Genomic DNA, 22,146 nt, shown 5'->3' with positions numbered 1-22,146 from the left:
GAGACTCGGGCATGGCCCATTCATACTGGCTCCAAAGAACTACAATCATACGATCCCGACTGTCACGCCGGGGGCGTCTGCAGACTTGGTTTCCCGTACAAGAAAGATAAAAATCAACGCGACGCTCGCGTGCGTGCCATATCAGGTCTCGCGCGGCGGATAGCCGGCCCATGGCCTCACCGTGCGAATGGCGAGGTGGCTTTGGAGGCGCGCGACGTGTGGAAGACGCGCCAGTCGCTCCCGATGAATACGCTCGAAATCAGCGGCGTCCACCGCGACAACGCGCAGCAGATAATCCGTATCGCCCGCCATGAGGTGACATTCGAGGATCTCAGGCGTGGCTTCGACGGCCCTCTCGAAGGCCTCGAGCGCCTTGTCGCTTTGCGAGCGCAGCGCCACCTCGACAAAGAACTCCATGGCATAGCCGAGCGCGCGACGGTCGAGGCGTGCGGTGTAGCCGGCGATGACGCCGGCCTGCTCGAGGCTTCTGATCCGCCGGTGGCAGGCGGAGGGCGAGAGCCCGGCGACCGCGCCGATTTCGGCTACAGTCTGGCGGCTGTCCGTCTGCAGGGCGCGGAGAATGCGCCGGTCGATCGGATCGACTGTCATTCGAAGGATGTCCCTGAACTTGAGGGATTATCAGTAAATTATTGCATGAAACGCGCTTTCGGCACTGCAGTTTCGTGCCGTTTTGCTCGTCTTACAGCCTAAATTTTGATCGTGGTGAGCGGCAGCGGGAGGCGATTATGCGGATTGGCGTTCCAAAGGAGATCAAGGTCCACGAGTATCGCGTCGGCATGACGCCGGTCTCGGTGCGCGAGGCGGTTGCGCGCGGTCTCGAGGTCATGGTCGAGACCAACGCGGCGCTGCGCCAGGGGATCTCCGACGACGACTATCGCAAGGCCGGTGCGGTCATCCTGCCCACCGCGGCGGAGGTCTTCGCCAAGGCGGACATGATCGTGAAGGTCAAGGAGCCGCAGCCTGCCGAGTGCAAGATGCTGCGCGAAGGTCAGACGCTCTTCACGTATCTGCACCTCGCGCCCGATCCCGAGCAGGCCAAGGCGCTGATGGCGTCCGGTGCGACAGCCATTGCCTACGAGACGGTGACCAACGCGCGCGGCGGTCTTCCGCTGCTGGCGCCCATGAGCGAGGTTGCGGGGCGCATGGCCATCCAGGCAGGCGCGCACTGCCTCGAGATGGAGCAGGGCGGCCGCGGTATGCTGCTCGGTGGTACGGCGGGCGTGCCGCCGGCCAAGGTCGTGGTGCTCGGCGGCGGTGTGTCCGGTGCTAATGCGGCGCGCATGGCCATGGGCCTCGAAGCGCACGTCACCATCCTCGATATCAACCTCGATCGTCTCGCCGAGCTGAAGGCGCAGATGGGCGCCGGGCTGACGACGGTCTTCTCCACCCGGCAGGCCGTCGAGGACTATGTGCTCGAAGCCGATCTCGTGATCGGCGCCGTGCTCGTGCCGGGGGCCGAGGCGCCGAAGCTCATCACGCGCGATATGGTCAAGGCCATGAAGCGCGGCTCGGTCATCGTCGATATCTCGATCGACCAGGGCGGATGCGCCGAGACCTCGCGCCCGACCACGCACGCCGCGCCGACCTTCATCGTTGATGATGTCGTGCACTATTGCGTGGCGAACATGCCGGGGGCCGTGGCGCGTACGTCCACATTCGCCCTCAATAACGCGACGCTCCCGTTCATCCTGGCGCTGGCTGGCAAGGGGCCAAAGCGGGCCATGGCCGAGGATCCGCACCTGCTGGCGGGCCTCAATGTCTATGCCGGGCGCATCACCTACCCCGCCGTTGCCGAGGCCCTGGGAGTCGAGGCGGTCCCCGCCCGGGCGGCGATTGGGTGAGAAGAGATGCCCTCTCCCCGCCCTCGCGGGGAGGGGGTTAGGGTGAGGGGCGGCCACATATGCTGACGTTGCGTCTGCCGCCGCCCCTCATCCCGACCTTCTCCCCATTAAGGACGGGGAGAAGGAGAAGTGAGCCTCTGCAACCCATTCCTCCGCCCGGTTCGACTTCCGCCGCGGGGTGCAAACGGATATAAGGCGGCCAAACTGCTGCCATCCGTGAGGCACCACCGCGCGTCGCCATGCAAAAACTGAAGAAAGATCAGCGCCCTGAGGCGCGCCTGCCCAAGGGCTTCCAGGACACGGGCCCGGCCGACGCGCGCGCGCTCGCCCGCATGCTGACGACGATCCGCGAGGTTTACGAGTCCTACGGCTTCGAGCCCCTCGAAACGAGCGCCATCGAGTATACGGACGCGCTCGGCAAGTTCCTGCCCGACCTGGACCGGCCCAATGCCGGCGTTTTCTCCTTCCAGGACGAGGACGAACAGTGGCTCTCGCTGCGCTATGACCTGACGGCGCCGCTCGCCCGCTACGTCGCCGAGAACTACGACCGCCTGCCGAAGCCCTATCGCCGCTACGCCACGGGCCCCGTCTGGCGCAACGAGAAGCCCGGTCCCGGCCGCTTCCGCCAGTTCACCCAGTTCGATGCCGATACCGTCGGCTCCGAGAGCGTCGCGGCCGACGCCGAGATCTGCATGCTCGCGGCCGACACCATGGAGCGCCTCGGCATCAAGCGCGGCGACTATGTGCTCAAGGTCAACAACCGCAAGGTGCTCGACGGCGTTATGGAGGCCATCGGCCTTGCGGGCGAGGAACATGCCGCCAGCCGCCTCACCGTGCTCCGCGCCATCGACAAGCTCGACCGTCTCGGCGTCGAGGGCGTTCGGGCGCTGCTCGGCAAGGGCCGCAAGGACGAGAGCGGGGATTTCACCAAGGGTGCTGGCCTGGACGAGGCGCAGATCGCCAAGGTGATCGGCTATGTGTCGGTAGAGGCAGCAGCGAGCTGGCGAGAGACCGTCGCGCGCCTCCGCGCTGTCCTCGATGACACCGCCGTCGGCCGCGAAGGCCTCGACGAGCTCGATGAGATCGCGGCGCTTGCCGAAGGCTCGGGCTATGGTGCGGACCGCATCCGCATCGATCCCTCGGTCGTGCGCGGCCTCGAATATTACACTGGCCCCGTCTTCGAGGCCGAGCTGACCTTCAAGGTTACCGGCGACGACGGCCAACCCGTACGTTTCGGCTCGGTCGGTGGCGGCGGACGCTATGACGACCTCGTCGCCCGCTTCACGGGCCAGCGCGTACCCGCGACCGGCTTTTCCATTGGCGTGTCGCGCCTTCTGTCCGCTCTCCAATATTTGAAGAAGGGGGAGAGCAACGCTGGCCACGGCCCGGTTGTTGTGCTCGTCATGGATCGCAAGGATCTGCCGCGCTACCAGCGCCTCGCTCAGCGCCTGCGCCAGGCGGGCATTTCCGCCGAGATGTACCTCGGCACGTCGGGCATGAAGGCGCAGATGAAGTACGCGGACCGGCGCGGCGCGCCTTGCGTCGTCATCCAGGGCGGTGACGAGATTGCGAAGGGTGAGGTTCAGATCAAGGATTTGATCGAGGGCGCCAAGGCTTCCGAGACGATCAAGGATGCCAAGGAGTGGCGCGAAGGGCGCCCGGCCCAGTTCTCAGTTTCCGAAGACCAATTGGTTTCTGCTGTGAAGGGCGTGCTCGAGCGGCATTCCGGTGACTGACATGAAACCTCGGCGAAAATCTTCCGCCGGCCGTGCAGAACGGTCGGGCGGCACGGCCTCTTTCCAGCAGCCGGCGGACTGAAAAGATGGCAGTTGAAACATCCGACAGCTTCGAGGCACTCGAGGCGCAGGCCGCGGTCATCATGGCGGTCTTCAACGAGGCCGCGTACGAGCGCGTCGCGCCGTCGATCATCCAGCCGGCGGACATCTTCCTCGACGTCGTCGGCGAGCGCCTGCGTGCACGCACGTACGTCTTCACGGACCAGGACGGCGAGATGCTGTGCCTGCGCCCCGACCTCACCGTGCCGACGGCGCGCATCTATCTCCAGCGCCATCCCGATGCCGATGTCGCCGCGCGCTACTGCTACAACGGCTCGGTCTTCCGCTATCAGCCGGGCGGCGGTTCGCCCGCGCACCCGCGCGAGTTCCGCCAAGCCGGCATCGAGCTCTATGCGCAGATCGACGAAGCCAAGGCCGATGCCGAGGTGCTCTTGCGCACGCTCGAGGCCGTGAAGGCGGCCGGTCTCAAGGCACCGAAATTGCGGATCGGCGATCTCGGCCTCTTCGATGCGCTGCTCGATGCCGTCGACATTCCCGAGCGCTGGCGGCATCGCCTCATCGCGCAGTTCTGGCGTCCCGAGGCTTTCCGCGCCGAGTTGAAGCGCTTGAGCACCGTGCCCGGATCGGCCATCGAGGGCCTGCCTGCTGATCTCATCGCCAAGCTCGATCCCGCGGCGCCCGCGAAGGCCGAGGCGCTCGTGCAGGACTATCTCGATAGCAACGCGATCGAGGCCATCGGCACGCGTGCCGTGTCCGAGATAGCCGGCCGCCTGCTCTCCATTGCCGAGGACGCGCACTCGGCGCCGCTCCCGAAATCCATTGCCGATCTGATCGAGAACTACCTCTCGATCTCGGCGCCGGTCCGCGCGGCGGGCGCGCGCATCAAGGACCTCTTCCAGCGCAATGATATCGACATTGGCGAGGCACTCGATGCCTTCGAGCGGCGCCTGTCGCTGCTGACCAAGGGCGGGGCCAACATCGCGCAGGCCACCTTCGACGCCGAGTTCGGCCGCCAGTTCGAGTACTACACGGGCTTCGTCTTCGAGATCTGCTCCGAGGAGCTCGGGCCCGCGAGCCCCATTGCCGGCGGCGGGCGCTACGACGAGCTGCTGCGCGTGATCGGCGCTCCCGAGGCCATTCCCGCGGTCGGCGCCGCGATCTACACGGACCGGCTGCTGCTGGCGGCCGGAGGGGGCACCCCATGAGCGACCCGCTGATCCTGGCCGTACCCTCCAAGGGCCGTCTCATGGAGCAGACGGCGGAAGTCTTCGCGCGTGCCGGCCTCGTCCTGAAGAAGGTCGGCTCGGAGCGCGGCTATCGCGGCATCGTGGAGGGGATCGAAGGCATCGAGGTGATCTTCGTCTCGGCCTCCGAAATCGTCGAGCAGCTCAAGGCGGGTCGCGCGCATCTCGGTGTCACGGGTGAAGACCTCGCGCGCGAGCAGGTCTCCGACATGGAGAAGCGCTTCCAGATCATGCGCAAGCTCGGCTTCGGCAATGCCGATGTCGTGGTTGCGGTGCCGGCGGGCTGGATCGACGTGCGCGTCATGAGCGATCTCGAGGCCGTCGGACGCGACTTCCGCCGTGTGCACGATCGCCACATGCGCGTCGCGACGAAGTACATGAACATCACGCGCCGCCACTTCCAGGCGAACGGCATCACGAGCTACCGCATTGTCGAGAGCCTCGGCGCGACCGAGGGCACGCCGGCGGCCGGCACGGCCGAGCTGATCGTCGACATCACGACGACCGGCACGACGCTCAAGGCGAATGGTCTCAAGGTGCTCGGCGACGGCGTGCTGCTGCGCTCGGAAGCGACGCTCTTTTCCTCCCGCGCCGCCGAGTGGACGCCCAGCACGCGCGCGACGCTTGCCGAGGTCGCCCGCCGTATTGCCAGTCTTTGAAGCTAGGGCCGCTGCGTCGTCGTCGTCCTTGCAGCGCGGCCCTTATGGTGCTTAGTCGCTCAGTGATTGCTGTGGCGCTCTTCCCCTCCCCCTTGTGGGGAGGGGTTGGGGTGGGGGAACCCCTACCGCTAGCGCTCTGCAATCCCCCCCTCCTAACCTCCCCCACAAGGGGGGAGGAATGAGGTGGTTGATGTGGATGCGCCATGGATCCCAATACCCCGCCCGTTCCGGCCCTGAAGGCCGCCCTCACGGCGCGCTGCCCGCGCTGCGGTGAAGGTCCGCTGTTCCGCGGGCCCCTCGCATTGCGCGAGCGCTGCGAGAAGTGCGGCCTCGACTACAAGTTCATCGACACGGGCGATGGCCCTGCTGTCTTCGCCATCATGATCCTCGGCTTCCTGGTCCTCGGCGGTGCGCTCATTCTCGAGTTCAAGGTCGGGCCGCCGCTCTGGGTGCATTTGCTGCTCTGGGGTGTCGGCACGCCGCTGCTCGCACTCGGCCTGCTGCGCTTCCTGAAGGCGCTGCTGATCGCCCTGCAGTTCAAGCACAAGGCCGAGGAAGGCCGCCTCATCAAGGAATAGGCCGTTGCAGAGGCTTCGCTCAGCCGGCCTCGTTTGGCCCTTGGTGCTGGTGCTGCCGGCGCTTGCCATCCTGCTCGCGCTCGGCACCTGGCAGATGCAGCGCAAGGAATGGAAGGAAGGCCTGATCGCGCAGATCAACACGCGTGTACATCAGCCGCCGATCGCGCTCGCGGATGCAGAGAAGCAGCCGCCCGGCAGCCACGAGTATGCACGCGTGAAGGCGCGGGGCGCATTCCGCCACGATGCCGAACAGTTCATCTGGGAGCCCGATCCACGCCAGGGCCCTGGTTATCACGTCTACACGCCGCTGCAGCTCGACGACGGGCGCTTCATCCTCGTCAACCGCGGCTATGTCACCGAAGCTCTTAAGGCACCTTCATCCCGTGCCCAAGGCCAGCTTCCCGGCGAGGTCGAGGTCATCGGCCTGCTGCGCGAGCCGCCTGCACAAGGCATGTTCGATCCCAACCGCGATCCCAAGACGGGCGTTTGGTACTGGCGCGACTTCGACGGCATGACGCGGGCCGCGCTCGGGGCAAACGCCGACAAGGCACTCCGCTTTTTCCTCGATGCCGAGGCCACGCCGGCCAATCCCGGTGGCTGGCCTCAGGGCGGCACGACGCGCCTCACGCTCCCGAACCGCCATCTGGAGTATGCCCTCACCTGGTACGGGCTCGCCGCAACACTGGTCGGCGTCGTGATCGCTTTCGTCATCAGCCGCCGGCGCGTGCACGCCAATGAGCCGGGGTGATATGTCCGGACAGTGCTTCCGGCAGACCTCTCCTCGTGTACACTTCCTCCCAATGCAAAAACGCGGCCCTGGCCGCGATCTGAGGAGGACCGTCCATGTCTGCTGCCACCAGCTCTCCTGATCTCGCCCCGACCCGTGATCTCGCGCGCTGGTCGAGTGCGCTCGCAGCAGGCCAGATCTCGGACAGCGCCATGCTATGGGCCAAGCACGCCCTGCTCGATTGGTTCGGCGTGACGATCGCCGGCTCGCGCGAGGATCTGGCGCCGCTGCTGCTCGAGGAGTTCGGCGGCAAGGACGGCCCCGTGACGCTCGTCGCTCTCAATGCGCGCGCGAAGGCGCACGACGCCGCCCTCATCAACGGCACGCTCTCGCACGCCCTCGATTATGACGATGTGAATGCCGACATGGGCGGCCATCCGACGGCGCCGGTCGGTGCAGCCGCTCTGGCGCTCGGCGAGGCGCTCGGCAAGAGCGGTCGCGATGTGCTCCTCGCCTTCATCGCCGGCTACGAGGTCGAGTGCCAGATCGGCGCCATGGCAGGGCAGAGCCACTACGAGAAGGGTTTCCACGCGACGGGTACGTTCGGCACGTTCGGTGCGACCGCAGCCGCCGCTCGCCTCATGGGCCTGGACGCGCAGCAGACGGCGATCGCCTTCGGCATTGCCGCTTCCGAGGCCGCTGGCCTCAAGTACAACTTCGGCACCATGACCAAGCCGCTGCATGTCGGCAAAGCGGCCATGAACGGCGTCATTGCGGCGCGGCTCGCGGCACGCGGCTTCACGGCACGCGACGACGCCATCGAGGGGCCGCAGGGATTTGCCTACACCCAGGTGCCGCAGTTCACGCCACGGGCGATCCGCCCCGATGCGGCCGCGCCCTTCGAGGTCGAGGCGAACCTCTTCAAGTATCACGCCGCCTGCTACCTCACGCACTCGACTATCGAGGCCATCCGCGACCTGAAGCGCCGCCACAACATCGGCCTCGGCGACGTCGAGAAGATCACGCTGAAGGTCGATCCCGGCCATCTCAAGGTCTGCGACATCCCCGAGCCCAAGACCGGGCTCGAGATCAAGTTCTCGATCCGGCATCTGGCTGCCATGGCGCTCGGCGGCGAGGACACCGCCGCGCTCGGCACGTACTCCGACGAGATGGCGAACCGCCCCGTCTATCGCGAGGGCTCGCGCCGCGTGACGCTCGACACGAAGCCGCTGCCGCAGGAGCATCGCCACGGCGCCGCCGTCGCCATCGTTCTCAAGGACGGCCGCGAGCTGCTCGCCCAGACCAATGTCGGCATCCCGGCCAGCGACGTCGCCGCGCAGGGCGAGAAGCTGCGCGCGAAGTTCCACTCGCTGGCCGAGCCGGTCATCGGCCGCGGTCGCACGGGCGAGGCTCTCCGCCTGATCGAGCGTTTCGAGACGCTGGACAGCCTCAAGCCGCTCATGGCCGCCGTGGCCTGAGCATCGCCTTACTGACGGCTCTGCCTCTGAATGCGCGGGATTGCATGATTTCCGGCGCCCTTCCGCTGCGCCCGGTTTGTCGCTTGACTTGCTGGTATGCCTGACCGCTCATATTCGGCATGAGGTGGCAGAAACCGCATCGCCGGGGCGATGGGGGCAGGAGGGATTTATTTGGCAGCCGGTGGTCCCGTTTCGACGGGTGATGTGCTTGCGGTGGATGATCTCACCATCCGCTTCGACGGGCACGGCGTAGACCTCGTCGATGGTGCGAGCTTCCGCCTCGGCCGCGGCGAGACCCTCTGCCTCGTCGGCGAGTCGGGATGCGGGAAGAGCATCACGGCCCTCGCCGTCATGGGCCTGCTCGCGAGCCCGCCGGCCCGCATCACGCGCGGCCGCGCGCTCTTCCAGGGCCAAGACCTGCTCTCCATGCCGCGCAAGCAGCTCGCGGATCTGCGTGGCAATCGGCTCGCGATGATCTTCCAGGAGCCGATGACCTCGCTCAATCCAGCCTTCCGCATCGGCGACCAGATTGCCGAGGCGGTCGTGCGCCATCACAGCGGCAGTCAGCAGGCGGCGCGCGAGCGTGCGCTCGATGTGCTGCGCCGCGTGCGCATTCCGGCCGCCGAGAAACGCCTCGACGCCTATCCGCATCAGCTCTCGGGCGGCATGCGCCAGCGCGTGATGATCGCCATGGCGCTGGTCAACCGGCCCGACCTGCTGATCGCCGACGAGCCGACCACCGCGCTCGACGTCACCATCCAGGCGCAGATCCTCGCGCTCATTGCCGAGCTTCAGCGCGAGGCCGGCATGGCCATGATCCTCGTGACGCACGATCTGGGCGTCGTCGCCGAGGTCGCCGATCGCGTCGCCGTCATGTACGCCGGCCGCTTCGTCGAGACGGGCCCCGTCGATGCGATCTTCTCGGATCCGCAGCACCCCTACACGCTCGGTCTGATCGGCTCGCTGCCCTCGCTCGGCAAGCGCGAGGGGCGGCTCGCGACGATCGCCGGCTCCGTGCCGCCGCCACAGCGCTTTCCTGCGGGATGCCGCTTCGCAACGCGCTGCCCATTCGCCGATGCACGCTGCGCGAGCGAGGTACCGCCGCTCGTCGAGACAGGCACACCGGGCCATCAGGTGGCCTGCTTCAAGGCGCCGCTCGAAGTGCACGTCGGAGGGCTCGCGGCATGAGCACGCCCGCCGGCAGCGATGTCATTCTTTCGGCCCAGGCTCTCGTGAAGCACTTCGGCGGCGGCCGGCAGCTTCTCAGCGGCCGCGCACCGTTGATCCGCGCGGTCGATGGTGTCTCCTTCGACGTGCGCCGCGGCGAGACCTTTGCCATTGTCGGTGAGTCCGGCTGCGGCAAGTCCACGCTCGCGCGTCTCATCCTGCGCCTTATCGAGCCGACGGCCGGTAAGGTCGAGTTCGACGGCGCCGACATTACGGCGATCGGCGAGGAGGACATGCGTCGTCTGCGTCGCGAGATGCAGATGATCTTCCAGGATCCCTTCTCCTCGCTCAATCCGCGTATGACCGTTGGCGCTTTGATCGCCGAGCCGCTGGCCGTACACGGCCTCGCCAGCGGGCGCGAGCGCGCCGAGCGCGTCGCCGACATCCTTCGCAAGGTCGGCCTGCCGCCCGAGCACGCCGAGCGCTACCCGCACGAGTTCTCCGGCGGCCAGCGCCAGCGCATTGGTATTGCGCGCGCGCTCGCGACCGGCCCGCGCCTCGTGATCGGCGACGAGCCCGTCTCCGCGCTCGATGTGTCGATCCGCGCGCAGGTCATCAACCTTCTAGAAGATCTGAAGGCCGAGCTCGGTCTGACGCTGATCCTCGTCGCGCACGATCTCGCCGTGATCCGCCACACCTCGGACCGCATTGCCGTCATGTATCTTGGCGAAATCGTCGAGCTTGCCGATCGCGATGCGCTCTTCGAGGCGCCGCTCCATCCCTATACACACTCGCTCATTGCGGCGATCCCGGTGCCGGTTCCCGGAGCGCGCGGCGCACGTCAGCTTCTGGAAGGCGATCCGCCGAGCCCTGCTGCGCCACCACCCGGCTGCCGCTTCCACACGCGCTGCCCGCACGCCGAAGCCATCTGCAAGAACGAGCGCCCCGCGCTGCGTGCGCTGGCGCCTGGGCACACGGTCGCCTGCCATCTGGCCGAACGCCTGCCGCCCGCGCCGCCCGCGGTCACCACGGTGTCCGCATCGACGGCCAAGCGACGCCGCCTCGAGCTGTTTGCCGGGGCTCGGCCTGAACCCGTTTCTGCTACGTCCTAGCAAGGAGGATGATTACATGCCCACGCTGGCGAGATTGACACGAGGACTGCCCGCGCTTGCGGTGGCGGCGCTCTTTGTGCTGCCCGCATCTGCGGCCGAGATCCGCATCGGTCTGCAGGAAGATCCCGACATCCTCGACCCGCACGAGGCGCGCACGTTCGTCGGCCGCATCGTCTTCAATGCACTCTGCGACAAGCTCATCGACACGAACGAGAAGCTCGAGTTCGTACCGCGCCTCGCGACGAGCTGGACGGTCTCGGACGAAGGCAAGACGCTCACATTCAAGCTCCGCGCGGGCGTGAAGTTCCACGATGGCACGCCGTTCGACGCCGCCGCCGTGAAGGCCAATATGGAGCGCGCGAAGGATCTCAAGACGAGCCGCCGCAAAAGCGAGATTGCGTCCATTACGTCCGTCGAGGTCGTCGATCCGCTGACGGTCGCCTTCAAGCTCTCCAAGCCTGATGCGCCGCTGCTCGCGCAGCTCTCGGACCGCGCCGGCATGATGCTGTCGCCGGCGAGCTTCGACAAACCCGTCGGTCCGAAGCCGATCTGCTCGGGGCCCTACACTTTCGTCGAGCGCGTGCAGAACGACCGCATCGTGCTCGAGCGCTTCGCCGATCACTGGGAGAAGGACAAGTATCACTTCGACAAGGTGACCTTCCGGACCATCCCGGACTCGACGGTGCGGCTCGCGAACCTGCGCTCCGGCCAGCTCGATATGCTCGAGCGGCTTGCAGCGAGCGACGTGAAGTCGGCAAAGGGCGACAAGTCCCTGAAGGTCGATAGCGTCGTCGGCCTCGGCTATCAGGGCATCTCGGTCAACATCAACAACGGCGCGCGGGCGGACACGCCGCTCGGCAAGGACAAGCGCGTCCGCCAGGCGCTCTCGCTGTCGATCGATCGCGAGGCACTGACGCAAGTGGTTTTCGAGGGCCTGTTCGAGCCCACGGGCCAGCCTTTCCCCTCGACCAGCCCTTACTATGACAAAAGCTTCCCCCCACCGAAGCGCGATGTCGCCAAGGCCAAGGCGCTCCTGAAGGAGGCGGGTGTCGAGAAATTCAGCTTCGAGATGCAGGTCGCCAATTCGCCCGTCGATCAGCAGGTCGCGCAGGTGATCCAGGCCATGGCCTCCGAGGCGGGCATCGACATCAAGCTGCGCTCGAGCGAGTTCGCGACCATGCTCAAGTCGCAGACTGCGGGCGACTTCCAGGCGACGCGCGTCGGCTGGTCAGGCCGCGTCGATCCGGATGGCAACCTCCACCAGTTCGTGACCACGGGTGGCGGCATCAACGACACGAAGTACTCGAACCCGGCCGTGGACAAGGAGCTCAATGCCTCGCGCGTCGTCTATGAGACCGCTGCGCGCAAGGCGCACTTCGACGCCGCCGGCAAGATCCTGCGCGAGGATCTCCCGATCATCTATCTGTACCTGCCGGCCTGGATCTGGGCGTCGAGCGCCAAGCTCGATGGCTTCGTGCCGAACCCCGACGGGATGATCCGGCTCGCCAACGTCAAGCTGAAGTAGCCTTCCGACGCCTCCCGCAAACCGCGAGCGGGAGGCGTCGCATTGAGAAGTACGCGCTCATGTGGTCGCTCATCCTGCGACGTCTGCTCGTTGCCATCCCGACGATCTTTCTCGTGATGGTGTTCGTCTTCATCCTGCAGCGCATGCTGCCGGGAGATCCGCTGCTGGTCATGGCAGGCGAGGAGCGCGACCCTGCCGTCCTCGAAGAGCTGCGGAAGCTCTATGGATTCGATCGCTCGGTTCCCGTGCAGTTCCTCTACTGGTTGAGGGAGATCGCATCGGGCAATTTCGGCTCCTCGCTGCGCACGGGGGCGCCGGTGACCGAGCTGATCGGCCAGACCCTGCCCGTGACCATTCAGCTCGCCGTTGCCTCGCTCATCATCGCGCTGCTGATCGGCATCCCGACCGGTGTGCTCGCCGCCGTGAAAAAGGGCACCTGGCTCGACTATGTGGCCAACGCCATTTCGCTCTCGGGCCTCTCGATCCCGAATTTCTGGCTCGGCATCATTCTCATTCTGTTCGTGTCGGTGAACTTGCGGTGGCTGCCGGCCTCGGGCTTCGTCTCGATCTTCGAAAATCCGGTCGAGGCCTTCCGAACCACCATCATGCCGGCTTTCGTGCTCGGCTCCGGTCTTGCCGCGACGCTCATGCGACATACGCGCTCGGCCATGCTGGAGGTGCTGCGCCTCGACTATGTCCGCACGGCGCGCGCCAAGGGCCTGCTCGAGCCGGCGGTGGTTCTCAAGCACGCGCTGCGCAATGCGCTCGTGCCGATCGTCACGCTTTCGACGCTGCTCTTCGGCCAGCTTCTCGCGGGCGCGGTGCTCACAGAGCAGGTTTTCACCATTCCAGGCTTTGGCAAGCTCATCGTCGATGCCGTGTTCAATCGCGACTACGGTGTCGTGCAGGGCGTGGTGTTGTGCACGGCCATCGCATTCATCCTGATGAACCTGATCGCCGACGTGCTCTACATCGTGATCAATCCGAGGCTGCGCACCGCATGACCGCCGCATCTCCAGCCGGGGTCTCCACGGCAGGCGCCGAGGCGCTGGCCCAGCGGCGCAATCGCGCGCTCGCGAAGTTCATGTCGAACCCGACCGCGCTTTTCGGTGCGGTGCTCGTCCTCACCTTCGTCGTTCTGGCCGTCTTCGCGCATTGGGTCGCGCCCTACGATCCGAACAAGACGAACTTCCTCATGCTCAGGAAGGCGCCGTCCGCCATGCACTGGCTCGGCACGGACGAGATCGGCCGCGATATCCTCTCGCGCCTCATTCACGGCGGCATTGCCTCGCTCTACGCGGGCGTGGTCTCGGTTTTCATCGCACTCTTCGTCGGGATGCCTATCGGGCTCGTTGCGGGATGGTTCGGCGGCTGGCTCGATGCGCTCATCTCGCGCGCGACCGATGCACTCCTCGCCGTGCCCTTCCTGATCCTCGCCATTGCCTTTGCGGCGGCGCTCGGGCCGTCGCTCACCAATGCGATGATCGCCATCGGGCTCTCGCAGGTGCCGATCTTCGTGCGCCTCACGCGCGGTCAGGTACTGGCCGTGAAGACCGAGGATTTCGTCGAGGGGGCCCGCGCTGTCGGTGTGCCGAACCGGCTCATCCTGCTGCGCCACATCACGCCCAACATCTTCGCGCCGCTCGTCGTGCAGGCGACGCTGACGGTTGCGACGGCGATCATCGCCGAGGCGAGCCTTTCCTTTCTCGGGCTTGGCCAGCAGCCACCGGCGCCTTCGTGGGGCTCGATGCTGAACACGGCCAAGAACTACATGGACAGCGCGCCCTGGATGTCGATCTCGCCGGGCATCGCGATCGTGCTCGTCGTGCTCGGTTTCAACCTGCTCGGCGACGGCCTGCGCGACGCCCTCGATCCGCGGGAGCAGTAGGCTTTCCCCTTCTCCCCGTTCTTACGGGGAGAAGGTCGGGATGAGGGGCGGCACGCCTGCTGACGTTGGCGTATGCCGCCGCCCCTCACCCTAACCCTCTCCCCGTGAAGGACGGGGAGAGGGGACAGCCGAGCGCCCCCGCGCCGCTGCATAGAGCGCCACAGCAGCGGCATTCGAGACATTGAGCGAGGCAAAGCTGCCGGCCGCCGGGACGCGCGCCAGCACGTCGCAGCTCTCGCGCGTGAGGCGTCTCAGGCCCTTGCCCTCCGCGCCCATCACCAACGCCACGGCGCCCTCGAAGCCGGCCGCATCGATCGTGACATCCCCATCGCCATCGAGCCCGATGCGGCGCACGCCGAGCTCGCCAAGCTCCTCGAGCGCCCGCGCGAGGTTCGCAACCAGCGCGACCGGTACAACCTCGAGCCCCCCGGAGGCCGCTTTGGCGAGCGCGCCCGAGAGTGGCGGGCTGTGGCGCCGCGTCATGATGAGTCCGCCGGCGCCCAGCACGGCGCCCGAGCGCAGGATCGCCCCCACATTGTGCGGGTCCGTGACCTGATCGAGCACGATCAGCGGGCCGCTCGCCGCGCTCGCCGCCGCGAGCTCCTCCAGAGTCGGCTCGGGGAGGTCCGCCGTCTCGAGCAGCGCGCCCTGATGGACGGTATCGGCGCCGAGCAGGCGGTCGAGGTCGCGCGGCGTCACCTTTTGCGACTTCGCCTCGCGCGCGGTGATGGCGGGCCCGAGCCGGTGCTCGGCATTGTCGGTCAGCAGAAGCCGGCCGATCTCGCGTGCGGGATTGGCCAGCGCCGCCGCGACCGCATGAATGCCATAGAGCCGTATGGGGCCCTCGTCGTCACGGTTTCGAGCCGCCGCGTGGTGATGAGGATGAGACTTCTGCCGGTTCATGTCGCGAATCGTCCAACGCGCCGTCCAATGTGATTCGTTTCGGTGCGGCGCCGTCCGAAACATCGATTTTGCGGAGAAATCGCCCGAAACCCGTTGGGTTTTCCACAGGCGACGAAGGCGAGAACTGTAGCCCGAACAGGGGCAACCCCCAACATGTTGTGGAGAACGAAGCAGGATGAATGCCTGTCAATCCAAATTCTCCGATTCACCAATTTTGCGTCCGGGTGTCGCCACAAAACAACGGTTAAGTGCACTTGTTCGCCGAGCACGGCTGATCGTCAAGCGTAAGCGAGCCGGAAGGAGCATGGGTGGTGAGTGAGTCCAAGTCTGCGTCCCAGTCCCGCGTAGCCCCCAGCTCGGTGCTTTTCAATCGTTGCGTTGCGTCAGGGCAGTCAAGTTCGGTCAGCGTTTCGACCAGCGTAAAGAAGTCGCCCGAGAGTAAGCGTTCGAGTTTGCGTTCAGTTGCGTCGCGTCGTGTTGCGTCCGAGTTCGCGTCTCATTTGCGTGTGATGCCGAAGGCCACCGTTACCGGTCGGCCCACTACCCCAAAGAGCGTCATCAGTCGAGCGCTCCTCAAGGCAAGGCGAGTCGCACGTGTGGAGCTGTTCGCCAGTATTGCGTCGCGGCTCGCCGCCTTGAAGGTGCCGGTAGCAGTGAAGTTGCGTCCTGTAGCGTCGCGTCAGCGTTCCCGTCTTCTGTCTTAGTTCCCACCTTGTTGGTTTAGTTCCGCGTTCGTCCCAGGGTGCTGTCCGGGAAGGATGTATCGTCGTGTCCATGCGTGTCCGTGCCGCCGAGCCGAGTGCGAGTCCAGTAGCGAGTTCCGAGTGGCGTCCGATCGGCGACGTGTTTCTTGCCGTGATGTCGAGCGTCGTGTCGAAGCGCAGTGAAGCGGGTTTGCCGCGTCCTGCGCACAAGACCCCCCACTGAATTCCATTTGGAGCCCGACCTCCCCCCAGAAGGCTCCAAATTACCGGCGAGCGCGCTGGAGCGCGGACCCTGAGGTCCATGACCGCGGCGCGTATCAAGGTTGTGCGTTGCGTCGCACAGCTCTCGTGTGCTCGCCGGCCTCTTTTCCACAGGCTGCTCCAGTCGAGCGGCAACGCGTAACCGCCCGCAACGTTGGGCAGATCAGTAGTCGGCCTCATGACGAGGTCACCTGTATTCGGAGGCAACTGCCATGACGATGATCGTCACCACCAATGCCGACCTCTCCGCCAACACGCCCCGCAGCGTCAGCCCCGCGCACTGGCATCAGTCGGTCGGCTATGCGCGGCAGGCCTGTGCCCGCGTCTTTCGCGATGGCGGCAGCCCGACCGATGCCGTTGCCGCGTTCGGCGTGAAAGCCGAGGGCGCGCTCGACTGGGGCCGCGCGGTGGAGATGATCGCGGATGCGCTCTGCGCCCGTCCGGTGAAGCGCGTCGCCTGAAGCAGGCGACGCCCGACGGCGTCACGGCTAGCGCTGGTGGCTGCCGTCGGCGCAGACGGTGACGCGGACGCCGCAGGCGTTCGGCTGCTTGGACTGCTTGCGGCATTCTGAGAGTGCGTGGTCCGTCGCCTGTCCGAGCGTGGGGCGGACCGAGGCATAGGCGCCCCAGTGCTGGCGGCCACTGATGACGGCATTGTAGAAGCCGAGCGCCCCGCAGATCTTATTGGCCACACTCAGCACCTGGCACGGCGCGCCGGCATTCTTCCGGCACGCTGCCAACGCTTCCCGCTCGGCGATCTCGCGGGTCGGCCGGTTCCACACTGTCGCCGATGCGCCCTTGGAGTAGTACGCGAGCGCCCCCCATGTTGTCGGAAGCTGCGCGCGGCGGAGCGTGGCGAGCTGCGCGACGGAGACATCGCCGGTCACCGGCTGCTTGATATTGGACTGCCACTGGCGGATTGCCTCACGCGTCTGGTCGTTCATGCGGCCGTTCCGCGTAGCGATCTGGTAATTGAGATTATAGAGCCGGTCCTGCACTTCGCGGATGATCGATTCGCTCGTGAGCGCCGAGGCCGTAGTCGACTGCTGTTGCGGCTGCGTGCCCGCACTGGAACCAGGGGCAGCGGAGCCCCCGCCCTTGAGGTTTCTCAGCCGAATGCGGGCCAGCGGCGCGAAGATGCCGTTCGGGAATTTGTCCAGGTAAGTTTGGATCTCGGCCGGATCGCGGGAATCCTTCACGCTGTCCCATAGCGCGGTCTCTGCGGCTTCCGACGGCGCCTGGGCCGAGACGGGTGGCGCGAGGGCCGATCCGATCGCAAGTCCGAGCCCCAGCACGATGGCAGATAGCGTGAAGCGGCTCATTCTGTATGCTCCCGGAAATTCATGGTAGGGCGAAAGGACGCGAGACCGGCGCCAAATATGCAAAAGCGGCTTTCCGGGCGTCCAGCATGATTTATCCTCTGGGCGATACTATCCAGGGGTGTGTTGCCCTTTTGCGCTCTCGAACTAGTGCGATGTGAGGCGCAGAGCCGGGCGGTACTGGAAATTGCTTCCGAGCGGAGGGTCCCCCGCTTGCGCTTGGGCGTGCGCCCGGATACCGACGGGCTCACTGCGCCGCGCAAGCCTTCCGGTCGCAAGCCATCACGAGGCTCATCATGTCGATCTCCAACCAGTATCCGACACTCGACTTCGACCTCGGCGAGACGGCCGACCAGCTCCGCGACACGGTCCGTTCCTTCACGGCCGACGAGATCGCCCCCATTGCCGCAGAGATCGATCGGACCGACCGCTTTCCTCGTGAGCTTTGGCCGCGCATGGGCGCGCTCGGTCTGCACGGCATCACGGTCGAGGAGGAGTATGGCGGCTCCGGCCTCGGCTATCTCGAGCACGTCGTTGCCATGGAGGAAGTCTCGCGCGGCTCGGCCTCGGTCGGCCTTTCCTACGGCGCGCACTCCAATCTCTGCGTCAATCAGATCCGCCGCAATGGCAGCGAGGCGCAGAAGCGCAAGTACCTTCCGGCGCTCATTTCCGGCGAGCATGTCGGCTCGCTCGCCATGAGCGAGGCCGGCGCTGGCTCGGATGTCGTCTCCATGCAGCTCCGCGCCGAGAAGAAGGGCGACCGCTACGTCCTCAACGGCACGAAGATGTGGATCACCAACTCGCCCGACGCCCAGGTCATCATCGTCTACGCGAAGACCGATCTGGCAGCCGGTCCGCGCGGCATTACGGCGTTCCTCGTGGAAACCGACACGCCCGGCTTCAAGGTCGCCCAGAAGCTCGACAAGCTCGGTATGCGCGGCTCGTCGACGGGCGAGCTCGTGTTCGAGGATTGCGAAGTGCCGGCCGAGAACATTCTCGGCGGCATCGGCAAGGGCGTGAACGTGCTCATGAGCGGCCTCGACTACGAGCGTGCGGTGCTCGCCGGCGGACCGGTCGGCATCATGCAGGCCGCCTTGGACGTCGTGCTGCCCTACATCCACGAGCGCAAGCAGTTCGGCCAGCCGATCGGCACCTTCCAGCTCGTGCAGGGCAAGGTCGCCGACATGTACACCGAGATGAATGCGGCGCGCGCTTATGTCTATGCCGTCGCCAAGGCCTGCGATCGCGGGCAGACGACGCGCAAGGATGCGGCAGGCGCGATCCTCTTCGCGGCAGAGCGGGCGACCAAGATCGCGCTCGATGCCATCCAGCTCCTCGGCGGCACGGGCTACATCAACGAGTCGCCGACCGGTCGGCTGCTGCGCGACGCGAAGCTCTACGAGATCGGCGCCGGCACGAGCGAGATCCGCCGGATGCTGATCGGCCGCGAGATCTTCAACGAGACGGCCTGAGCGGGCAGATCCAGCATGCGCCTCGTCGCGGACGATCTCATACTTTCCCGCGGCGAGCGGCGACTGATCGAGGGCCTGTCCTTTGCCGTCGACGCCGGTGAGGCGCTCGTCCTGACCGGGCCCAACGGCGTCGGCAAGACGACGCTGCTCCGCGCGCTCGCGGGTTTCATCGTGCCGGAGGCCGGCGCGATCCGCCTCGAAGGTGGGGCGGATGATGGGGCTGCAGTCGGCGAGCTCGCCCATTATGTCGGGCATGCCAATGGCGTGAAGCCCGGCCTGACGGTGAGCGAGAATGCCCGTTTCTGGGCGCGCTTCCTCGGCGGCGATGTCCGCGCGGTCGAGGATGTCCTCGAAATCATCCACCTCGCCGACATCGCCGAGGTGCCTGCGGCCTATCTCTCGGCCGGACAGAAGCGGCGGCTCGGTCTTGCGCGTCTCCTGCTGGCGCACAGACCGCTGTGGCTGCTCGATGAGCCGACGGCAGCGCTCGACGTGGCCTCGCAGGCCCTTCTTGCCGGGTTCATGCAGCGGCACCTCGATGCTGGCGGGATGCTCATCGCTGCAACGCATGGGCCGCTCGGCCTTGCTGGTGCGCGCATCCTCGAACTCGCTGCGCCGGCTCCGGGCGAGGTCGTAGCCCCATGAGAGCCTTCTTCGCCCTGCTCGCGCGCGATCTCAATTTGGCTTTCCGCGAAGGAAGCGCACTCGGCGCCGCGCTCGGCTTTTATCTCATCGTCGTCGCGATGCTGCCCTTGGGCCTCGGGCCGGACATGGCGCTCCTCTCGCGCATTGCGCCGGGGCTGCTCTGGCTGGCCTTGCTGCTGTCGGCACTGCTTACGCTCGGGCGGCTCTTCGAGACGGACCTCGAGGATGGCTCGCTGGACGTGCTGGCGACCGGCTCTCTGCCGCTCGAAGCGGTCGTTGTCGCCAAGGGCCTCGCGCACTGGCTCTCGACGGCCCTGCCGCTGACGCTACTCGCGCCCATACTCGGGCTCATGCTCAATCTGGAATTCGCCGCCTATCCGCCGCTGCTCGCGACCATGCTGGTCGGCACGCCGGCGATCAGCTTTATCGGCACGATCGGCGCGGCGCTCACGCTGCGCAGCCGCCGCGGCAGCCTGCTGATCGCGCTGCTGGTGCTGCCGCTCTACATCCCGACGCTCATTTTCGGCATCGGCGCTATCGCCTCGCTGCTGGGGCCCGGCGGCTCGGAGCCCTCGCTCATGATCCTCGGCGCGATCTCGCTCGGCGCGTTCGTCCTGGGGCCAATCGCGGCTGCGGCGGCATTGCGAGCCCAGCTCGGCTGAGGTGGCGGGTGACAGGAACGGCGGAGTTGGGCTATCTGCCCCGCCATGCTCCACGTCAATGACCTGACTTACCGTATTGAGGGGCGCCCGATCCTGTCGGGCGCCACCTGCGCGATTCCATCGGGCCACAAGGTCGGGCTCGTCGGGCGCAATGGCGCCGGCAAGACGACACTCTTCAAGCTCATCATCGGCGATCTCTCACCCGACGACGGTGGGATCAGCATTCCGCGTGGGCTCAAGGTCGGCCATGTCGCGCAGGAGGCGCCGGGCGGCGCCGACTCGCTCATCGAGTGGGTGCTTTCCCAGGATGCGGAGCGCGCGGCACTCCTCGCCGAGGCCGAGACGGCAGCGGATCCCCATCGCATTGCCGCCATCCACGAGCGGCTCGGCGACATCGATGCCCATTCGGCACCCTCGCGCGCCGCGCAGATCCTTGCCGGCCTCGGTTTCGATGAGGAAGCGCAGGCGCGCGCCTGCCGGGAATTCTCCGGCGGCTGGCGGATGCGCGTGGCGCTCGCGGCCATTCTCTTTCTCGAGCCGGATATCCTGCTGCTCGACGAGCCGACGAACTATCTCGATCTCGAAGGCACGCTCTGGCTCGAGACGTACCTGCGCACCTATCCGCACACGGTCGTCATCATCAGCCATGACCGCGATCTCCTGAACCGCGCGGTCGGCCACATCCTCCATCTGGATCGCGGCAAGCTCACGCTCTACGCGGGTGGCTACGACGACTTCGAGGAGGCGCGTCGCGAGAAGCAGCGTCTCGAGACGAAGCTCGCCAGGCGCCAGGAGGAGGAACGCGCGCGCATCGAGGCCTTCATCATCCGTTTCAAGGCCAAGGCTTCCAAGGCGACGCAGGCGCAGAGCCGCATCAAGGCGCTCGCCCGCATGAAGCCCATTGCCGCGCAGGTGGACGAGAGCGTCGTGCCGATCCGCCTGCCGGCGCCGCAGAAACTGCTCGCGAGCCCGCTGCTCAAGATCGAGGATGCGGCCGTCGGCTATGAGCCGGGCGCCCCCATTCTGACCCGTCTCAATCTCAATGTGGACCAGGACGATCGCATCGCGCTGCTCGGCCAGAACGGCAACGGCAAGAGCACGTTCGCCAAGCTGCTCGCGGGTCGGCTTCAGCCCATGACCGGGCAGGTCCTCGGGGCGCAGCGCGTGAGCGTCGGCTATTTCGCCCAGCACCAGCTCGATGACCTGAACCCCGGCTGGTCGCCCTATGACCAGATCGCAGCGCTCATGCCGGATGCGACCGAGGCCCAGAAGCGCACGCGCCTCGGCTCATGGGGCTTCTCGCACGACAAGGCCGACACCAAGGCATCCAACCTCTCGGGCGGCGAGAAGGCGCGCCTGCTCCTGGCGTTGACCGCCTTCCATGCGCCGCACCTGCTCATTCTCGACGAGCCGACGAACCATCTCGACGTCGACAGCCGCGAGGCGCTCATCCAGGCGCTCAACGACTTCCCCGGTGCCGTGATCCTCATCAGCCACGATCGCCATCTGATCGAGGCGTGCGTCGATCGCCTGTGGCTCGTGAAGGGCGGCACCGTGCGCTCCTTCGACGGCGATCTCGATGGCTACCGCGCGGACCTGCTTGCCGAGCGCGGCCGCGCACGCGCGCAGCGTGAGGGCGCCAACCCAGCGGCAGCACCGAAGGTCGCGCGCGTCGATCAGCGTCGTGAGGCCGCCGCCCGGCGCGCAGAAACCGCGCCGCTCCGCCGTGCCGTGCAGACAGCCGAGAAGGAGCTGGAGAAGCTGACGGCCAAGCGCGCCGAGATCGACGCGGCGCTCGCCGACCCGCGCGCCTATGAGGATCCAGGGAAGGCACAGAAGCTCTCGATCGCCCGGGCCGACGTCAGCCGGCAGATGGCCGCGGCCGAGGAGGCCTGGCTCACGGCCTCGGCGGCGCTGGAGGCGGCCGAAGCGGGTGCGTCCTAGGCGCACACCCCGCGCAAGCGGGCCCGAACATGAAAATGTTGTCATTTGACTTGGGGCCACCGCGGCCCGAAATTCACGCCGCGAGCCCGGAGATGTGATGGCTATGCCACTCTAGTCTCTGTGCTCTCGCCGCGCGCGGCGACGCAGAAAATTCAATAAAAACAGTGGTCACTCCGCCCGTGGCATTGTTCGCGGTGCAA

The 22,146-nt window shown here is 66.5% G+C and carries 20 protein-coding genes; 17 read left to right on the top strand and 3 right to left on the bottom strand.

From position 1 onward, the window contains the following. Positions 1 to 141: 141 nt before the first annotated feature. Positions 142 to 609 carry an Lrp/AsnC family transcriptional regulator gene (locus CS1BSM3_RS27615; protein WP_072393752.1) on the bottom strand — a complete coding sequence of 156 codons (468 nt, stop codon included), beginning with the start codon at positions 607 to 609 and terminating at the stop codon, positions 142 to 144. A gap of 137 nt (positions 610 to 746) precedes the next feature. On the opposite strand from CS1BSM3_RS27615, the gene ald reads away from it, so the two are divergent. From ald to CS1BSM3_RS27555, 12 genes are all read left to right on the top strand, one after another. Next, a complete protein-coding gene (ald, locus tag CS1BSM3_RS27610) occupies positions 747 to 1,862 on the top strand; it encodes an alanine dehydrogenase (RefSeq protein WP_072393749.1) in 1,116 nt (371 codons plus the stop codon). A 239-nt stretch (positions 1,863 to 2,101) separates the two neighbouring features. After that, positions 2,102 to 3,598 carry a histidine--tRNA ligase gene (gene hisS, locus CS1BSM3_RS27605; protein ID WP_072393746.1) on the top strand — a complete coding sequence of 499 codons (1,497 nt, stop codon included), beginning with the start codon at positions 2,102 to 2,104 and terminating at the stop codon, positions 3,596 to 3,598. A gap of 86 nt (positions 3,599 to 3,684) precedes the next feature. Further along, positions 3,685 to 4,863, top strand: a complete 1,179-nt coding sequence (locus CS1BSM3_RS27600; protein WP_072393743.1) for an ATP phosphoribosyltransferase regulatory subunit — start codon at positions 3,685 to 3,687, stop codon at positions 4,861 to 4,863. After that, positions 4,860 to 5,561: an ATP phosphoribosyltransferase gene (gene hisG / locus CS1BSM3_RS27595; RefSeq protein WP_072393740.1), complete on the top strand. Its 702-nt coding sequence runs from the start codon at positions 4,860 to 4,862 to the stop codon at positions 5,559 to 5,561. The genes CS1BSM3_RS27600 and hisG overlap by 4 nt, the downstream gene beginning before the upstream one ends. 203 nt (positions 5,562 to 5,764) lie before the next feature. Continuing rightward, on the top strand, positions 5,765 to 6,139 hold the full coding sequence (locus CS1BSM3_RS27590) for a DUF983 domain-containing protein (protein WP_072393737.1): 375 nt from the start codon (positions 5,765 to 5,767) through the stop codon (positions 6,137 to 6,139). Positions 6,140 to 6,143: 4 nt separating this feature from the next. Then, the gene (locus CS1BSM3_RS27585; RefSeq protein WP_072393734.1) at positions 6,144 to 6,887 is read left to right on the top strand and encodes an SURF1 family protein; all 744 of its coding nucleotides are present in this window, start codon (positions 6,144 to 6,146) and stop codon (positions 6,885 to 6,887) included. Between the two features lie 95 nt (positions 6,888 to 6,982). Continuing rightward, a complete protein-coding gene (locus CS1BSM3_RS27580; protein ID WP_072393731.1) occupies positions 6,983 to 8,344 on the top strand; it encodes an MmgE/PrpD family protein in 1,362 nt (453 codons plus the stop codon). A 228-nt stretch (positions 8,345 to 8,572) separates the two neighbouring features. Further along, positions 8,573 to 9,532 (top strand): ABC transporter ATP-binding protein, encoded by a 960-nt coding sequence (locus CS1BSM3_RS27575; RefSeq protein ID WP_244540657.1) that lies wholly within the window; start codon positions 8,573 to 8,575, stop codon positions 9,530 to 9,532. Beyond that, positions 9,529 to 10,623, top strand: coding sequence for an ABC transporter ATP-binding protein (locus CS1BSM3_RS27570; RefSeq protein WP_072393725.1), 1,095 nt, complete (start codon positions 9,529 to 9,531; stop codon positions 10,621 to 10,623). Before CS1BSM3_RS27575 ends, CS1BSM3_RS27570 begins: the two co-directional genes overlap by 4 nt. Positions 10,624 to 10,639: 16 nt before the next feature. Continuing rightward, positions 10,640 to 12,148, top strand: a complete 1,509-nt coding sequence (locus CS1BSM3_RS27565) for an ABC transporter substrate-binding protein (RefSeq protein WP_072393722.1) — start codon at positions 10,640 to 10,642, stop codon at positions 12,146 to 12,148. 59 nt (positions 12,149 to 12,207) lie between these two features. Beyond that, a complete protein-coding gene (locus CS1BSM3_RS27560; protein ID WP_072393719.1) occupies positions 12,208 to 13,152 on the top strand; it encodes an ABC transporter permease in 945 nt (314 codons plus the stop codon). After that, entirely contained in the window at positions 13,149 to 14,036 is an 888-nt protein-coding gene (locus CS1BSM3_RS27555; RefSeq protein WP_072393716.1) for an ABC transporter permease, read from the top strand. The genes CS1BSM3_RS27560 and CS1BSM3_RS27555 overlap by 4 nt, the downstream gene beginning before the upstream one ends. 90 nt (positions 14,037 to 14,126) lie before the next feature. Here CS1BSM3_RS27555 and rlmB read toward each other — a convergent pair whose 3' ends face one another. After that, positions 14,127 to 14,939 (bottom strand): 23S rRNA (guanosine(2251)-2'-O)-methyltransferase RlmB, encoded by an 813-nt coding sequence (gene rlmB / locus CS1BSM3_RS27550; RefSeq protein WP_072393714.1) that lies wholly within the window; start codon positions 14,937 to 14,939, stop codon positions 14,127 to 14,129. Positions 14,940 to 16,116: 1,177 nt separating this feature from the next. Here rlmB and CS1BSM3_RS27545 point away from each other — a divergent pair. Next, positions 16,117 to 16,365, top strand: a complete 249-nt coding sequence (locus CS1BSM3_RS27545) for a hypothetical protein (RefSeq protein ID WP_244540625.1) — start codon at positions 16,117 to 16,119, stop codon at positions 16,363 to 16,365. A 27-nt stretch (positions 16,366 to 16,392) separates the two neighbouring features. On the opposite strand, the gene CS1BSM3_RS27540 is transcribed toward CS1BSM3_RS27545, so the two are convergent. Beyond that, on the bottom strand, positions 16,393 to 17,226 hold the full coding sequence (locus CS1BSM3_RS27540; RefSeq protein ID WP_072393711.1) for a DUF4189 domain-containing protein: 834 nt from the start codon (positions 17,224 to 17,226) through the stop codon (positions 16,393 to 16,395). A 293-nt stretch (positions 17,227 to 17,519) separates the two neighbouring features. Here CS1BSM3_RS27540 and CS1BSM3_RS27535 point away from each other — a divergent pair, with 293 nt between their 5' ends. Genes CS1BSM3_RS27535 through CS1BSM3_RS27520 form a run of 4 tightly spaced genes read left to right on the top strand, consistent with a single transcriptional unit; the run spans position 17,520 to position 21,946 of the window. Then, complete coding sequence (locus tag CS1BSM3_RS27535; protein ID WP_072393708.1) at positions 17,520 to 18,695, top strand: isovaleryl-CoA dehydrogenase; 1,176 nt, start codon at positions 17,520 to 17,522, stop codon at positions 18,693 to 18,695. Positions 18,696 to 18,710: 15 nt separating this feature from the next. Further along, entirely contained in the window at positions 18,711 to 19,340 is a 630-nt protein-coding gene (ccmA, locus tag CS1BSM3_RS27530; protein ID WP_072393705.1) for a heme ABC exporter ATP-binding protein CcmA, read from the top strand. Beyond that, positions 19,337 to 20,002: a heme exporter protein CcmB gene (gene ccmB / locus CS1BSM3_RS27525; RefSeq protein ID WP_072393702.1), complete on the top strand. Its 666-nt coding sequence runs from the start codon at positions 19,337 to 19,339 to the stop codon at positions 20,000 to 20,002. The genes ccmA and ccmB overlap by 4 nt, the downstream gene beginning before the upstream one ends. 45 nt (positions 20,003 to 20,047) lie before the next feature. Beyond that, the gene (locus tag CS1BSM3_RS27520) at positions 20,048 to 21,946 is read left to right on the top strand and encodes an ABC-F family ATP-binding cassette domain-containing protein (RefSeq protein ID WP_072393699.1); all 1,899 of its coding nucleotides are present in this window, start codon (positions 20,048 to 20,050) and stop codon (positions 21,944 to 21,946) included. Positions 21,947 to 22,146: the final 200 nt, after the last annotated feature.

Source organism: Hyphomicrobium sp. CS1BSMeth3 (genome assembly GCF_900117415.1).
In the GTDB taxonomy this organism is placed as follows: Bacteria; Pseudomonadota; Alphaproteobacteria; order Rhizobiales; family Hyphomicrobiaceae.
Note: the sequence above shows the minus strand (reverse complement) of the source record. Positions and strands in the feature narration are given on the sequence as shown.

Excerpts from the sequence above, each read along its gene's own strand:
- CS1BSM3_RS27560 (WP_072393719.1), top strand. The coding sequence starts at position 12,208 with ATGTGGTCGCTCATCCTGCGACGTCTGCTCGTTGCCATCCCGACGATC.
- hisS (WP_072393746.1), top strand. The coding sequence starts at position 2,102 with ATGCAAAAACTGAAGAAAGATCAGCGCCCTGAGGCGCGCCTGCCCAAG.
- ccmB (WP_072393702.1), top strand. The coding sequence starts at position 19,337 with ATGAGAGCCTTCTTCGCCCTGCTCGCGCGCGATCTCAATTTGGCTTTC.
- ald (WP_072393749.1), top strand. The coding sequence starts at position 747 with ATGCGGATTGGCGTTCCAAAGGAGATCAAGGTCCACGAGTATCGCGTC.
- CS1BSM3_RS27520 (WP_072393699.1), top strand. The coding sequence starts at position 20,048 with ATGCTCCACGTCAATGACCTGACTTACCGTATTGAGGGGCGCCCGATC.
- CS1BSM3_RS27600 (WP_072393743.1), top strand. The coding sequence starts at position 3,685 with ATGGCAGTTGAAACATCCGACAGCTTCGAGGCACTCGAGGCGCAGGCC.
- CS1BSM3_RS27565 (WP_072393722.1), top strand. The coding sequence starts at position 10,640 with ATGCCCACGCTGGCGAGATTGACACGAGGACTGCCCGCGCTTGCGGTG.
- CS1BSM3_RS27580 (WP_072393731.1), top strand. The coding sequence starts at position 6,983 with ATGTCTGCTGCCACCAGCTCTCCTGATCTCGCCCCGACCCGTGATCTC.
- CS1BSM3_RS27570 (WP_072393725.1), top strand. The coding sequence starts at position 9,529 with ATGAGCACGCCCGCCGGCAGCGATGTCATTCTTTCGGCCCAGGCTCTC.
- hisG (WP_072393740.1), top strand. The coding sequence starts at position 4,860 with ATGAGCGACCCGCTGATCCTGGCCGTACCCTCCAAGGGCCGTCTCATG.
- ccmA (WP_072393705.1), top strand. The coding sequence starts at position 18,711 with ATGCGCCTCGTCGCGGACGATCTCATACTTTCCCGCGGCGAGCGGCGA.
- CS1BSM3_RS27540 (WP_072393711.1), bottom strand. The coding sequence starts at position 17,226 with ATGAGCCGCTTCACGCTATCTGCCATCGTGCTGGGGCTCGGACTTGCG.
- CS1BSM3_RS27545 (WP_244540625.1), top strand. The coding sequence starts at position 16,117 with ATGACGATGATCGTCACCACCAATGCCGACCTCTCCGCCAACACGCCC.
- CS1BSM3_RS27535 (WP_072393708.1), top strand. The coding sequence starts at position 17,520 with ATGTCGATCTCCAACCAGTATCCGACACTCGACTTCGACCTCGGCGAG.
- rlmB (WP_072393714.1), bottom strand. The coding sequence starts at position 14,939 with ATGAACCGGCAGAAGTCTCATCCTCATCACCACGCGGCGGCTCGAAAC.
- CS1BSM3_RS27590 (WP_072393737.1), top strand. The coding sequence starts at position 5,765 with ATGGATCCCAATACCCCGCCCGTTCCGGCCCTGAAGGCCGCCCTCACG.
- CS1BSM3_RS27555 (WP_072393716.1), top strand. The coding sequence starts at position 13,149 with ATGACCGCCGCATCTCCAGCCGGGGTCTCCACGGCAGGCGCCGAGGCG.
- CS1BSM3_RS27615 (WP_072393752.1), bottom strand. The coding sequence starts at position 609 with ATGACAGTCGATCCGATCGACCGGCGCATTCTCCGCGCCCTGCAGACG.